Annotated in this window: 13 protein-coding genes; 7 read left to right on the top strand and 6 right to left on the bottom strand. The window is 41.4% G+C overall.

The genetic code is table 11. From position 1 onward, the window contains the following. The first annotated feature begins 345 nt into the window (after nucleotides 1–345). Together E0H87_RS09655 and E0H87_RS09650 are read left to right on the top strand one after the other, a co-directional pair. On the top strand, nucleotides 346–933 hold the full coding sequence (locus E0H87_RS09655) for an ANTAR domain-containing response regulator (RefSeq protein ID WP_131323402.1): 588 nt from the start codon (nucleotides 346–348) through the stop codon (nucleotides 931–933). Nucleotides 934–936: 3 nt separating this feature from the next. Next, nucleotides 937–1,926 carry an ABC transporter substrate-binding protein gene (locus tag E0H87_RS09650; RefSeq protein WP_131323401.1) on the top strand — a complete coding sequence of 330 codons (990 nt, stop codon included), beginning with the start codon at nucleotides 937–939 and terminating at the stop codon, nucleotides 1,924–1,926. A 15-nt stretch (nucleotides 1,927–1,941) separates the two neighbouring features. Here the strand turns inward: E0H87_RS09650 and E0H87_RS09645 are convergent, their stop codons facing one another. The 5 genes from E0H87_RS09645 to E0H87_RS09625 all read right to left on the bottom strand — a co-directional run bounded on the left by E0H87_RS09645 (nucleotide 1,942) and on the right by E0H87_RS09625 (nucleotide 7,072). After that, nucleotides 1,942–2,739, bottom strand: a complete 798-nt coding sequence (locus E0H87_RS09645; protein WP_131323400.1) for a thioesterase family protein — start codon at nucleotides 2,737–2,739, stop codon at nucleotides 1,942–1,944. A gap of 57 nt (nucleotides 2,740–2,796) precedes the next feature. Beyond that, entirely contained in the window at nucleotides 2,797–3,474 is a 678-nt protein-coding gene (locus tag E0H87_RS09640) for a class I SAM-dependent methyltransferase (RefSeq protein WP_131323399.1), read from the bottom strand. 83 nt (nucleotides 3,475–3,557) lie between these two features. Further along, nucleotides 3,558–4,550: a biotin synthase BioB gene (gene bioB / locus E0H87_RS09635; protein ID WP_131323398.1), complete on the bottom strand. Its 993-nt coding sequence runs from the start codon at nucleotides 4,548–4,550 to the stop codon at nucleotides 3,558–3,560. A 97-nt stretch (nucleotides 4,551–4,647) separates the two neighbouring features. Then, nucleotides 4,648–6,339: an AMP-binding protein gene (locus E0H87_RS09630; protein ID WP_131323397.1), complete on the bottom strand. Its 1,692-nt coding sequence runs from the start codon at nucleotides 6,337–6,339 to the stop codon at nucleotides 4,648–4,650. 103 nt (nucleotides 6,340–6,442) lie between these two features. Further along, nucleotides 6,443–7,072: a TetR/AcrR family transcriptional regulator gene (locus tag E0H87_RS09625; protein ID WP_131323396.1), complete on the bottom strand. Its 630-nt coding sequence runs from the start codon at nucleotides 7,070–7,072 to the stop codon at nucleotides 6,443–6,445. A 143-nt stretch (nucleotides 7,073–7,215) separates the two neighbouring features. On the opposite strand from E0H87_RS09625, the gene E0H87_RS09620 reads away from it, so the two are divergent. The 5 genes from E0H87_RS09620 to E0H87_RS09600 all read left to right on the top strand — a co-directional run bounded on the left by E0H87_RS09620 (nucleotide 7,216) and on the right by E0H87_RS09600 (nucleotide 13,867). Next, nucleotides 7,216–8,412 carry an isovaleryl-CoA dehydrogenase gene (locus E0H87_RS09620; protein ID WP_131323395.1) on the top strand — a complete coding sequence of 399 codons (1,197 nt, stop codon included), beginning with the start codon at nucleotides 7,216–7,218 and terminating at the stop codon, nucleotides 8,410–8,412. 90 nt (nucleotides 8,413–8,502) lie between these two features. After that, nucleotides 8,503–10,155, top strand: coding sequence for a carboxyl transferase domain-containing protein (locus E0H87_RS09615; protein WP_131323645.1), 1,653 nt, complete (start codon nucleotides 8,503–8,505; stop codon nucleotides 10,153–10,155). A gap of 10 nt (nucleotides 10,156–10,165) precedes the next feature. Beyond that, a complete protein-coding gene (locus tag E0H87_RS09610) occupies nucleotides 10,166–10,960 on the top strand; it encodes an enoyl-CoA hydratase/isomerase family protein (protein WP_131323394.1) in 795 nt (264 codons plus the stop codon). A 19-nt stretch (nucleotides 10,961–10,979) separates the two neighbouring features. Then, complete coding sequence (locus E0H87_RS09605; protein WP_131323393.1) at nucleotides 10,980–12,968, top strand: acetyl/propionyl/methylcrotonyl-CoA carboxylase subunit alpha; 1,989 nt, start codon at nucleotides 10,980–10,982, stop codon at nucleotides 12,966–12,968. After that, a complete protein-coding gene (locus E0H87_RS09600; protein ID WP_131323392.1) occupies nucleotides 12,965–13,867 on the top strand; it encodes a hydroxymethylglutaryl-CoA lyase in 903 nt (300 codons plus the stop codon). Before E0H87_RS09605 ends, E0H87_RS09600 begins: the two co-directional genes overlap by 4 nt. Before the next feature lie 65 nt (nucleotides 13,868–13,932). Here E0H87_RS09600 and cysK read toward each other — a convergent pair whose 3' ends face one another. Then, the gene (gene cysK / locus E0H87_RS09595; protein WP_131323391.1) at nucleotides 13,933–14,931 is read right to left on the bottom strand and encodes a cysteine synthase A; all 999 of its coding nucleotides are present in this window, start codon (nucleotides 14,929–14,931) and stop codon (nucleotides 13,933–13,935) included. Nucleotides 14,932–15,036: the final 105 nt, after the last annotated feature.

Genomic DNA, 15,036 nt, shown 5'->3' with positions numbered 1-15,036 from the left:
AGGAATAATGCAATTGCTATGCCAGTATTGAAATATACAACCTATATTATTGTTTTATATTAATAAAAATATTCTTTAAATATTCGCTAAATTAGTGTGTTGAAATTATGCTCAACATCTTCAAGTACGATTCTTGATAGAGTGGTCGTATGATTATGGCTTCTGCCACTAAATTGCACATTTTGCTTTGTAATGGTGCACCGATAAATTTTAGGATTTGCTTATTTGTATTGTTTTGTATGTTTAATCACCAAAATGGCACATCGGCATGTTTATTGCTTATTAATGTTACAAAATAAACATCTGTTCTGCCCTGATTAGCAGCCCAATAGCGATAGCTCAAATATGCCAAAGCTTAAAATTGCCCTGATTGATGATGATCAAGATCGTGCCAACTATATAAAAGATTCACTGCTTCAGCACGATTTTGACGTGGTGGCCTGCTTAACCATCGATCATTTAAATATGTTCAAATTAGAGCATTTGCAGGCCGATGTCATTTTGCTGGATATGGATCATCCACATCGAGACATTATTGAAAGTTGTGTGAGTCAGTTTGATTTACCCACTGTGCTGTTTACCCAAAACAGCCAAAAAGACATGATTAAAAGTGCCATTGATGCTGGAATTACGGCTTATATTGTCGATGGTATTGATCCTGCGAAATTGGACAGTATTTTAGAGATCTCTATTGAGCAGTTCAAAAAACATAAGAAATTATTGGCAGATTTGAAAGAGACCAAAAGTAAACTCGCCGATCGGAAAGATGTCGAAAAAGCCAAAGTTCTTTTGATGCAACTGCATCAACTCACTGAAGATCAAGCCTTTCAGTTACTCCGTAAAAATGCCATGAGCCATCGGATTACCATGGGAGAAATGGCGCGTCGCCTACTCGATGCGCAAGAATTACTACAAACCAAGTTGAAGGATTAAGCTATGGCTACATTAGAAAAAACACATATTCAACTTGGCTATATTCCATTGCTCGATTGTATTTCCATACTTTGGGCAAAACATCGTGGTTATTTTGATGAACTTGGATTAGATGTCACACTGGTTAAAGAAGCCTCTTGGGCTAGTCTGCGAGACCGTTTGGCTTTTGGATTATTAGATGCAGCACACTGTTTATCAGGTATTTTACCCGCAGCCTCAATCGGTACAGATCATATTGGCATTCCATTTCAAACCCCTTTGGTTTTAAGTGTAAATCGCGCTTATATCAGTTTAAGTCAAAAATTATGTTTTGATCTGGGCATTACTCATAACGACACCGCAAAGGAAGTTGCGGCTAAAGTTGTGACCGCGATTCAACACGGACAAAATATTCAGTTGGCACATGTATTTGCCAATTCCATTCATCATTTTTGTATTCGTGAATGGCTGGCTCTGGCAGATGCAGAATTAGCCCAAAGCATTAAACTGAGAATCTTACCTCCGCCTTATATGGTAGAAGCCTTAAATAATCAGGTGATTGATGGCTTCTGTGTTGGCGAACCTTGGAATACTCAAGGCGAAGTTTTAGGATTGAGTCAAATCGTGGCTTCTAGTCAAGATGTCATTCCTGAAATTGCCGATAAAGTGTTAGCTGTGACCAAAGAATGGGCTACAACGCATCCGAATACCTTAAAAGCAATTACTCAAGCCATTCAAAAAGCCCAGCGTGAAATCAAAACCATACATGATTTTAGCCAAATTTGGGCATTGTTAACTGAATATGAGGTTTTACAATTCGAATGTTCAGATCGCATCCATGTTCAAGAATTTTATAAAATACAAAATATTATTCGAAATTTCATAGATGATACAGCCATCCCTAAAGTTGAAGATTTTGAATGGCTGATTCAGCAAATGGCGAAATGGAGCAATGTTCAGGTGAATCATGCTGAGCTTAAAAACTTAAGTCAGCAATGTATCATTCAACTTTAGCTTTTATGATTTAGATTAGAGTTTTCGCAAGGTTAAGATTTGTTCGCTGCGACCAAAAGGACCATGTACATCATGCAGGACTGCACTGGTCAAACCAATGCCATCTGTACCATATTGCTGTTCGACGTCTAAACCTAGCCATTGTCCCTGAGGAATGCGATACAGATGAATTTGCAAATCTAAATTTGGAAATGCCCAGCCCGATTGAGGGTCTTGGCGTGGCACAACACCATTTGCAGTATCCACCATGCCCATCAGTTTGACAAAATCTGAGGTGGTTTTACCTTCGACCATATTGCAATGATTGGTCAACCACACGACACCCTTACCTGCACGTCGAGTTGGTTCTGCACGGGTTTCAATGCTTTGAATATATCCACCCGGCCAACACTTCATGCCCTCCCAAACAGGCAATTGCTCTGGATGCTGAACTTTTTGGTCTTCAAGTCCTGCAATGCTATGCGTGTCCTGTGTGAGCATTTTCCATGCACGTGCCACAATACAAGTTTTGCCATTGGCTTGCATTTCGCTTTCAATCAATTCAATGGTTTTTCCGCCCCGAATCATACGTGTGGTAATGCTAAAATCACCAAATGCAATGAGACCAAAAATGTCTAGACTAATACGCCCTATTCGCATGTCATCTCGAGGTGAAAACTGCTCCAATTCTGCACAGATCACACCTGTAGCAGATGCCATATGTTGCTCATGCGGATTCCAAGCGCCTTGCGCATGAAGGTTTGATTGATAATGTGCAGTTACACTTCCATCTGCATGTTGTTCGCGTTGTATTAAACGATAATAAGCAGGCATATTCATATCCTTTGTCTTTTGAGTATTCCTTAATCAAGCTCGTTGTTTCAATCGGTATTATTTCACTGCACAAAATCCGTAATAATTTAGAATTTGGCTATATGTTTTAACTTTTTTAAAGCCAACATTGGAGAGTAGCTGCTGCCCCATTCGTGGCGAGACCAAGAAAAAATCTTGCTGTAATCGTTCAACCATTTTTTCACTTTGAACCGTGGTTAAGCCATTATTTTCACACAGTTGCTTCAGTACAAAAATCTCATGTGCTTCGGTTTCTTTCATTAAGTCATAAGTCAGCAGCATTCCATTGGGTTTTAGTTGAGTAAAAATGTCTTTAAAGAAGTTTTGCTTTGATTCCAATGGAATAAAATGAGCCACTAGAATAGATAATACGGCGTCAAAAGTATGAGTTGTGCCGATGGATTTTGTATCGCCATGAATAAAGCGAATACGGCTTAAAACACCTTGTTTGTCTAGATGTTGCTTTGCCTTACATAACATGACATGCGATGGATCTAGCGCAGTAAAGTTCCAAGTTGGATGCTTTTGCGCCAAATATTGAATTTCATATCCTGTTCCACAGCCCACCACCAGAATATCTACATGTTCTTGTTCGGCATAATGATGAGTTAAAATGGCATCGACCTGCTGATGCGTTAACTCATAGCCTGGAATAAGCTTGCGGATATGGTCATCGTATCCATCCACCACTTGTTGGTTATTAAAGTCTTTTGCCATATTGCACTCTATTTAATTGTTATGTAGATGATATGAATGTGCTAAATGCTTTTTCATCATTACGTACGGCTTTAAGATTTTGCTTAAGCCACTGACATTGCATCCAAAGTCAGTTCCGCAATAGATGGTTTTGGCTTTTCAACCGTTAAACCTAATTTGTGAAATAGTTGTTGATCTTTACCCTGTGCGACATTAGGCATCGTCAGAAGTTTTTCACCCGAGAAAATTGAGTTTGCCCCCGCCATAAATGCTAATGCTTGGTCTGAATCAGACAAAGATTCACGGCCTGCAGAAAGTCGAATATAACTTTTTGGCATGACAATACGTGCAACGGCAATGGTACGAATCCATTCAGTCACATCAAGTTTTTCAACATCTGCCAATGGCGTGCCTTCAATTGGAACCAGCATGTTAATTGGCACTGATTCTGGCTGAATAGGTAATGTTGCAAGTTCAAGTAATAGACCAATCCGATCGGCAGTGTCTTCACCCAAACCCACAATACCGCCGCTACAGACTTTCATACCTGCACCACGGACATATTCAAGTGTATTTAAGCGGTCATCGAAAGTACGAGTACTGATGATATTTGAATAATACTCACGCGAAGTGTCTAGGTTGTGATTGTAGTAATCGAGTCCTGCATCTTTTAAGCGTTCAGCCTGAGACTGGTTTAACATGCCTAAGGTCATGCAAGTTTCCAAACCTAAAGCTTTTACCTCGCGAACCATTTCAAGTACATAAGGCATATCACGTTCATGTGGGTTACGCCATGCAGCACCCATACAGAAACGAGAAGAACCAGACGCTAAGGCTTCTTTGGCTTCGCTAATGACTTTGTCTACTGCAATGCGCTTTTCCGCTTCTAGTTTTGAATCATAACGAGCAGATTGAGAGCAGTATTTGCAATCTTCAGGGCATTTGCCTGTTTTTATTGATAATAAAGTGCTGACTTGAATCTGGTTCGCATTAAAATTTTGTCGATGGATTTGTTGTGCTTGAAAAACCAAATCTAAAAAGGGTTGCTGATATAGATTTTGTATTTCTGCGCGAGTCCAATCGTGACGAAGTTCCATCATGATTTCCTTATTCCGTTTGAATTATTCAGACCTTTTCATTTTCTCCCCTTACCCTGAAGCAGAGTAAAGGGAAATTCCAAGTCAGAAGATCACGTTATGCAATATCTTCCATTAAATTCAGCTCTTTACGCATAAATTCTTGAAGTCGGAATTTTTGTGCTTTACCTGATGCGGTCATTGGAAACTCGGTAAAGAAACGTACATAACGTGGTACTTTATTATGTGAAATATGTTCAGCACAGTAACGTCGAATACTTTCTTCTGTCGTTTCATGGTGCTCGTGCAGAATGATACAAGCGCATAATTCTTCACCATAGCGTGCATCTGGTAGACCAATCACCTGTACATCACTGACATCTGGATGGGTATATAAGAAATCTTCAATTTCTTTCGGGAACAGATTTTCACCACCGCGAATCACTACATCTTTGATGCGACCTTTAATTTTTACAAAGCCATCATCGTCCATTTCAGCGATGTCACCTGTATGCATCCAACGTGCGTTATCAATCACTTCTTGGGTTTTTTCACTATCTTCCCAATAACCCAACATCACTGAATAACCACGAACACAGAGTTCTCCAAGTTTGCCTCGCGGTACGACTTTGCCTGCTTCATCCACAATCTTGATTTCTAAATGTGGATGTACGCGGCCAACAGTACCGACACGTTGTTCAACCGTATCACTGGTCGAACTTTGTGCGCTCACAGGTGCTGTTTCAGTCATGCCATAACAAATAGTAATTTCCGTCATGTGCATACGCTCCATGACGCGCTGCATAATTTCACGTGGACAAGGGCTACCCGCCATAATGCCTGTACGTAAACTACTCAAATCAAAGTCGTTGAATTGTTCATGCTCTAAAGTGGCAATAAACATGGTGGGGACACCATAAGCTGCCGTACATTTCTCTTGCTGAATGGCTTTTAAGCTATCTAATGGATTAAATACAGCCGACGGATAGACCATGGTTGAACCATGCGTAATACAGGCCAAATTCCCCATCACCATGCCAAAACAGTGAAATAAAGGGACTGAAATACACACGCGATCTTGTGGAGTCAAATGAATGGCTTCACCCACAAAATAACCATTATTTAAAATGTTATTGTGCGTGAGCATGGTGCCTTTCGGATTGCCTGTGGTTCCTGAAGTAAACTGAATATTAATGGTTTCATCAAACTGCAATTCACTTGCAACCGCTTCTAAATGATCAAGTTGTTTTACAGTAGGTTGTTCCAAAAGATCTTGAAAACGATGAATACCTGTATGCACTGCTTCATCAATTTTAATCACGTGTTTTAAATGAGGTAAACGTAGCGCATTTAAAATTTTATCTTCAGCTTCTTGCAGCTCTGGTGCAATTTTGATGAAAAGCTCTTGATAATTGGTGGTTTTAAATTGTGATGCAATGACTAAACCTTTACACGACACCTTATTCAGCACGTATTCAAGTTCATTGCTTTTATACGCAGTGTTTAGGTTAACGAGAATAATGCCTGCTTTAAATGCAGCGAATTGAGTAATGGTCCATTCCACACAATTGGGTGACCAAATTGCAAGACGATCGCCCTTCTTGAACCCCAGTTTGAGTAAGCTACAAGCAAAAGCATTCACCTGTGCTTGTAGCTCTTTATAGCTTAACCGTACATTCTGATGCACACTGACCACAGCATCCTGATCTGCATATTGCGCACATGCCTGATCAAATTTTTCACCAATGGTCATGCCCAATAAAGGTTGACTGCTGGTTCCATACGCATAGCTTAACCGTACCTGTGTCATTTGAATCACTCTCCTTGATTCTTTGTAATTCTGATTCTTACTGTTTTATTTTGATCACAGAGATTACTTTGTACGGATTTGCCTCCTTTGCATATAAGACTATTTAATTACGATCCTGTAATTGCACAGCTTGTACACAAAAGTCTGCAACCTGTTTCACAAAGTAATCTTTGTAGCTTTGATCAAACATCACATTACGAGATGGATTTAAAGGTTCAATCACCACAAACGTCATGCTTCCGACAATGCATAATGCCACCGTGTTTAAATCTTCAAAGCCAAACTCACCATTAACTTTCCCTTCGGCAAGAATCTCGTTAATGCTTTGCTTGAGCAATTGTTTACTGCGAAAACGCTCATGTTCAATAATTGGATCTACAGGTTCAAACATCAGTGAATACGACAGTCGAGGACTATTTAATGCCCGCTTAACAAAGGTCGTGACTACCTTATGTAGTTTTTGCTGTGCTGTTAGTCCTTCACTACTCGCAATATGATTCAAAATACGAATTTCATGCTGAATCGCTTCAGACAACACTTCAATTAAGACTTCACTTTTATTGTCAAAATAACGGTAAACCAAGCCACTGGAAACGCCTGCACGTTCCGCAATCGCCTGAATTTGGGCATCTTTAAATCCCCCTTGAGCAATAAGTTCTCGCGCAGATTGCAAAATCGATTGACGATTTTGTTCCATTCGCTCTTGCATCAATGTCGATCTTTTATAACTCATAATCTTATTCTCATCCAGATAAAATGAATTGTAAATCATTTTGTGAATTTTAGTTCACTTTTTTAAAAAATAGATGTATTGTAAAACTACAAGCACAACAACAATGCTTATTGGACAACAAATATAACCTCAGGATGAACAGCATGAACGCACACGTTCCATTACAACTTAGCCTACAAACCTTAAGTTTCGGTTTAGATGAAACTTTGATCGCACTGCGTGATTCAGTTGCTGCATTTTGTGCAAAAGAAATTGCACCAATTGCTCAACAAGTGGATCGTGACAATGTATTCCCTGCACACCTTTGGAAGAAAATGGGTGATATGGGCTTACATGGTTTAACAGTAAGCGAAGAGTATGGTGGTTCTAACCTCGGTTATTTAGCGCATATTATTGTTATGCAAGAAATCTCACGTGCATCTGCCGCTATAGGATTGTCTTACGGAGCACATTCTAACCTATGTGTGAACCAAATTAAGCGAAATGGTAACGAAGAACAAAAACAACGTTATTTGCCTAAACTTATTTCTGGTGAATTTGTCGGTGCCTTGGCAATGTCTGAACCGAATGCAGGTTCTGATGTGGTCAGCATGAAATTAAAAGCAGAAGAACAAGGCGATCATTACCTATTAAATGGCTCGAAAATGTGGATTACCAATGGTGGTGATGCTGATGTCTTGGTGGTCTATGCCAAAACTGATTCACAGGCTGGTGCTAAAGGCATGACGGCATTCTTGGTTGAAAAAGACATGCCAGGCTTTAGCCATGGGAACCATCTCGATAAATTGGGGATGCGCGGTTCAAATACGTATCCACTGTTTTTCGACAACGTTAAAGTGCCAAAAGAAAACGTACTCGGCGGTGTGGGTAATGGCGTAAAAGTGCTGATGAGCGGTCTGGACTATGAACGTGCGGTACTCAGTGCTGGCCCTCTGGGCATTATGGATGCCTGCATGGATACCGTAATTCCTTATATTCATGATCGTAAACAATTTGGTCAAGCACTCGGTGAATTCCAGCTCATGCAAGGCAAAATTGCCGATATGTATTCAACTTGGTTGGCATGTAAAGCACTGGTGTATGCCGTAGGTGCTGAGTGCGACAAAGCGGAACATAGCCGTAGCTTACGTAAAGATGCTGCCAGTGCCATTCTTTATGCTGCTGAAAAAGCCACTTGGATGGCAGGCGAAACCATTCAAGCATTGGGTGGTAATGGTTATATCAACGAGTTCGCAGCAGGTCGTTTGTGGCGTGATGCAAAACTTTATGAAATTGGTGCTGGAACTTCTGAAATCCGCCGTATGTTAATTGGTCGTGAATTATTTAACGAAACTGCTTAACGCTTCTGGCTCACTTTATACAAGGAAGTTTATATGAATCAATTACAAACCCAAATGCAAAGCGGTCATGAAGAGTTGAATCTGGTGAAAATGCCAAAACAGACCAATCAAAACATTACTTTCGCAAGCCAAGGCTCAGATTTAAATCAACTGCAAAGCAAAATTAACAGCCGCAGTGAAGAATTTAAAAACAATCAGGCAACGATGTTGAATTTGGTACAAGATTTAAAACAAATCAGCCAAAAAATTGCCTTAGGTGGTAGTGAAAGTGCGCGTCAAAAACATGTTGCCCGAGGCAAATTGTTGGCACGCGACCGTATTGATCAACTGATTGATGCAGGCACAGCTTTCCTTGAAATTGGACAATTGGCTGCACATAAAGTCTATGCCGATGATGTTCCTGCTGCGGGCGTAGTTGCTGGGGTTGGTCAAGTGAATGGTGTCACCTGCATGATCGTGGCTAATGATGCAACGGTGAAAGGTGGTACTTATTACCCTCTTACTGTGAAAAAACACTTACGCGCACAAGAAATTGCAGAACAAAACCACTTACCTTGCATTTACTTGGTGGATTCAGGTGGTGCGTATTTACCTATGCAAGATGAAGTGTTTCCAGATCGTGATCACTTTGGGCGTATTTTCTATAACCAAGCCCGTATGTCGAGCTTAGGTATCGCTCAAATTGCCGTCGTGATGGGTAGTTGTACCGCAGGTGGTGCTTACGTCCCTGCCATGTCAGATGAAACCATTATTGTGCGTAACCAAGGTACGATTTTCTTGGGTGGTCCACCATTAGTAAAAGCTGCTACAGGTGAAGTGGTCAGCAGTGAAGACTTGGGTGGTGGTGATGTACACACTCGCCTTTCTGGGGTCGCTGACCATTTGGCAGAGAATGATGAACATGCCCTTCAGATTGCGCGAAATATTGTAGCGAATTTAAATATTCAACCAAATAAAACAGCAGAAGGAATTGAAGAACCACTTTTCCCTGCCGAAGAACTGTATGGCATTGTGCCAAGTGATACCCGAAAACCCTTTGATGTACGTGAAATTATTGCCCGTATTGTTGATGGTTCACGTTTAGACGAATTTAAAGCCCGTTTTGGTACTACTTTAATTACAGGCTTTGCCAAAATTTATGGTATGCCTGTCGGAATTATTGCCAATAACGGCATTCTATTCTCTGAGTCAGCACAAAAAGGCGCGCACTTTATCGAGCTTTGTGTACAACGCAATATTCCCTTATTGTTCTTACAAAACATCACAGGTTTTATGGTTGGACGTCAGTACGAAAATGAAGGGATTGCTAAACATGGTGCCAAATTGGTCATGGCGGTTGCCACAGCCAATGTGCCTAAACTGACCTTAATTATAGGTGGATCATTTGGGGCTGGAAACTACGGTATGTGTGGTCGTGCTTATTCGCCACGCTTCTTGTGGACTTGGCCAAACTCTCGGATTTCAGTCATGGGTGGCGAACAGGCAGCGAGCGTACTCTCGACCATCAAACGTGACCAAATTGAACAAAAAGGTGAATCTTGGTCTGCCGAAGCAGAAGATGAATTTAAACAACCGATTCGTGATCAATATGAACGCCAAGGTCATCCATATTACTCTTCTGCGCGTTTGTGGGATGACGGCGTAATTGACCCTGCTCAGTCTCGTCAAGTGTTAGGCTTAAGTTTGGCAGCAGCATTAAATGCTCCAATTCAGCCAACCAAGTTCGGCGTATTCCGCATGTAAGAGGTGAAAAATGGACTATCAATTTTTACAACTCGAACAGCAACAGCAAGTGGCAACAGTTTGGATCAATCGCGCTGAACTTCACAATGCCTTCAACACGACAGTGATTGAAGAATTGCATCACTGCTTTCAACAGTTGAATGAACGTAATGATATTCGCGTGGTGGTTTTGGCGGGTCGTGGTAAAAGCTTTTCTGCTGGTGCTGACTTAAACTGGATGAAACAAGCAGGACAAGCCTCTCAGGCAGATAATGAAGCAGATGCTTTAAAACTTGCGAAAATGCTGCAAAGCTTAGCAACTTTAAAGCAACCAACCATTGCCCGTGTACAAGGCATTGCCTTTGGTGGAGGTATGGGGCTCGCTTCTGCTTGCGATATCTGTGTTGCCAGTACGGAAGCAAAGTTTGCAACTTCTGAAGTACGTCTGGGGTTAGCTCCTTCAACCATTAGCCCTTATGTGATTCGTGCAATTGGTGCACGTCAGGCTTCACGTTACTTCCTCACAGCAGAACGTATTACGGCTGAGCAAGCATTACAGATCGGTTTAGCGCATGAAGTGACCACACCTGAATTACTTGATGCCAAAATTGATGAAATTGTACATGCACTGTTGTTAGGTGGACCTGAAGCACAAGCTGCGTCGAAGCAACTGATTCAAATGGTGAATCAGCAAAGTGTTGATGAAAGCCTACTGCTTAAAACTGCGCAACATATTGCCCATGTACGTCAAGGCGAAGAAGCAAAAAATGGACTAAACGCATTCTTAAATAAACATAGCCCAGCTTGGATTAAGGCAACGGCATAACGATAATAAGGACAGAACAATGTTTGAAAAAATTCTAATTGCAAACCGTGGTGAAATTGCCTGTCGTGTTATTCGCACTGCTAAAAAACTCGGCATTGCGACAGTTGCTGTCTATTCAGATGCTGACGCTCAATCACAACATGTTAAACAAGCAAACGAAGCCATTTATATTGGTGAATCCCCTGCTTCTCAAAGCTATTTACAGATTGATCGTATTATTCAAGCGGCGCTAACTACAGGGGCACAAGCGATTCATCCGGGTTATGGTTTTTTATCAGAAAATGACCAGTTTGCAGAAGCCTGTGAAAAAAACAATATTACCTTTATTGGTCCACCTGTTGCCGCAATTTTAGCCATGGGCTTAAAAGCGACCTCTAAAGCTTTAATGGAAAAAGCAGGTGTGCCCTTAACTCCGGGTTATCATGGCACCAATCAAGATGCTGCATTTCTAAAACAACAGGCAGACCAAATTGGTTATCCAGTGTTAATTAAAGCCAGCGCAGGCGGTGGCGGTAAAGGGATGCGTTTGGTTGAACGCGAATCAGACTTTTTAAGCTCCCTTGCTTCTTGTAAGAGTGAAGCCAAATCAAGTTTCGCCAATGATGACGTATTGATTGAACGCTATGTGATACAACCACGCCATATTGAAGTGCAAGTTTTTGGCGATACCCACGGTAATTATGTACACCTATTCGAACGTGATTGTTCAGTACAACGTCGCCACCAAAAAGTGCTGGAAGAAGCACCTGCCCCATTGATGCCACAGCATAAACTGGAGGCTATGCGCCAAGCTGCAATTGATGCTGCACGTGCAGTGGATTATGTCGGTGCGGGTACGGTTGAGTTTATTGTAGAACAAGACGGTACAGCGTATTTCATGGAAATGAATACTCGCCTACAAGTTGAACATCCTGTAACTGAAATGATTACAGGACAAGACTTGGTCGAGTGGCAGTTACGCGTGGCTTATGGTGAGCCATTACCGAAGCAACAACATGAATTACAGATTCATGGTCATGCGATTGAAGCGCGTGTATATGCGGAAGAACCTGAAAAAGGCTTCCTCCCTGCGATTGGTCAAATTAGTTATTTACATTATCCAAATCAAAATCAGCATGTCCGTGTGGATAGCGGAATTGTTGAAGGCGATGAAATTACCACGTTCTACGACCCAATGATTGCCAAGTTAATTGTTTGGGGCGAAAACCGTGAAGCAGCATTGGTTCAAATGCACCATGCTTTAAGTCAGTTTCATGTCGAAGGTTTAGGCAATAACATTGCTTTCTTAGACCGTATTATCCGTTGTAATTCATTTAAAAATGCCAAATTGGATACCAACCTGATTCAACGTGAAGATGCGTTCTTAATGAATGCGGAAGTTGCTTCATCCGAAACCATTGTATCAGCGGCATTTATTGAACTATTGAAGCGTTTTCATCAGCAGCAAAATGCAAATCCCGTTTGGTCATCATCACCGCTTTGGCGTGTCAATGTGAAGACTCAATACGGCGTAAAATTGCAACTGAATCAACAAAATATTGAAGTCCATTTTAGCGCTATTGATAACGGTTTTATCGCGACCTATCAAGGTCAAGAATATCCAATTCAAGGTCAACTTTTAGATGCACATGTAGCCCAACTCAATCTGAATGGCAAACAATCGAAATTGGCTTTTAGTATTGATGCAGACCATTTAACTGTTTTCGAAAATGGTCAAACGCACAAATTTGCCTATATCCGTCCAAACTATGGTCATGACGATACCCAACAAAATGAGGGCAATCTGAAAGCGCCAATGCCGGGCGTGATTACCCAAGTCTTGGTGGAAGCCAATTCACAAGTGAAAAAAGATGACATTTTACTGACTTTAGAAGCCATGAAGATTGAATATGCCATTCGTGCTCCACGCGATGGTGTGATTACTTCGGCCTACTTCCAACCCGGTGATCAAGTTAAAGCGGGTGATGAACTGGTGGAATTTCAGGCTTTGGCAGAGGAAGTGGCATGACTGAATTTGTAAAAATTGTAGAGGTCGGTCCGCGGGACGGACTGCAAAATGAGAAAACACAGCTCACGCTTCAAGACCGTAAACAACTGATTTTGGATTTAATGCAAACAGGACTTACAGCCATTGAAGTCGGTTCTTGTGTGTCTCCGAAGTGGGTGCCACAAATGGCATTGAGTGATGAACTGTATGCACAATTGCCGAAAGACCCGAATGTCCAATTCAGTTTGCTCACGCCAAATATGAAAGGTTTTGAATCTGCTTTAGCTGTCGGATGTAAAGAAGTTGCGGTTTTTACCGCAGCTTCTGAAAGCTTCACCCAAAAGAACATTAACTGTTCAATTGATGAAAGCTTTGAAAAATTTGCCGATATTCTAAAAGCCGCCAAAGAAAATGACATAAAAGTTCGTGGTTATGTATCTTGTGTGGTAGATTGTCCTTATGAAGGTGCAATTGATCCGAAACAAGTCAGCAAAGTCGTGACGCGTTTATTTGATATGGGCTGTTATGAAGTGTCTTTGGGCGAAACCATCGGTACGGCCACCCCTAACCGTGTCAAAAACATGTGGGGAGCCTGTTTAAGCGAATTAGATGCTCAATTCATGGCGGGACATTTCCACAACACCTACGGCATGGCCATTGCCAATATTTACCAATCCTTAGAACAAGGCATTCGTATTTTTGATTCTTCTATTGCGGGTTTAGGTGGCTGTCCTTATGCCAAGGGCGCTTCGGGTAACGTCAGTACCGAAGATTTGTTGTATTTACTCAATGGCATGGGTTTTGAAACAGGCATTGATGTTGAGGCATTGATGCAAGCCAGTCAAAACATTAGTCAACGTTTAGATCGTCAAAATCCATCAAACTATGCCAATGCTTATTTGCAAACGCGTTGTGCTTGAACAGCTATAGACTAATCAGCCGCTCAATGAGCGGCTGATGTACTTCGCATTCAGATCAATCACGCTTAATCAGCAGAAATATCTTCAAAAAGAACTGAAGATAAATAGCGTTCACCGCTGTCAGGTAAAATCACCACAATGTTCTTGCCTGCATTTTCAGGGCGAGCTGCCAATTCTGCTGCTGCTGCCATCGCTGCACCACTTGAAATACCCACTAAAATGCCTTCTTGCGTTGCTGTTTTACGCGCCCAATCAATTGCATCTTGACTGGTAATCGCAATAACTTCATCAACCAAATCAAGGTCTAAGTTCTTCGGAATGAAGTTTGCCCCAATGCCTTGAATCTTATGCGGTGCAGGAGTAATCGCTTCACCACGCTTGGTTTGTCCAATAATTGCAGATTCAGCAGGTTCAACTGCAACCGAATAAATTGGCTGATTTTTTACTTTTTCAAAGAAACGTGAAATCCCTGAAATTGTACCACCTGTACCCACGCCTGCTACTAAAATATCGACCTGACCATTGGTCGCCGCCCAAATTTCAGGACCTGTCGTGTCTTCATGAATTTGTGGATTGGCTGGATTTTCAAATTGTTGTGGTAGGAAATAAAGCTCTGGTTGTTCCGTTGCCAAACGCACAGCTTCATCTACTGCGCCTTTCATCCCTTTAGCTGGCTCGGTCAATACTAAGTTTGCACCCAATGCCTTTAACACTTTACGACGTTCAATACTCATGCTTGCTGGCATGGTTAAAGTAATATCATAGCCTTTTGCCGCAGCAACAAAGGCTAAAGCAATCCCTGTATTACCGCTGGTTGGTTCTACAATATGCATGCCTGCTTTCAACACGCCACGTTTTTCTGCATCGGCAATCAATGCCGCACCAATACGACATTTCACTGAAAAAGCAGGGTTTCTGCTTTCAACTTTGGCAAATACATTTGCACCACCCGAAATGACACGATTAATGCGTACTAATGGTGTATTACCAATCGCTTCGGCATTGTTACTATAAACTGCGATACCTAAATTATTGGGTGTTGGAAAGGCTGAATCAGTCGTCATGTTATATCCCTAAGTTTATTCACTATTTATAACTAAATCATCATACAACCAATTTTTAGCAAATCCAGAATACAGTTGAAAAATTCTGTTGATTTCTCTTTAAAA

This window comes from Acinetobacter sp. ANC 4178 (assembly GCF_004331175.1).
Taxonomy (GTDB): Bacteria; Pseudomonadota; Gammaproteobacteria; order Pseudomonadales; family Moraxellaceae; genus Acinetobacter.
The sequence above is the reverse complement of the archived record's forward strand: the minus strand, read 5'-3'. Positions and strand labels throughout refer to the sequence as shown.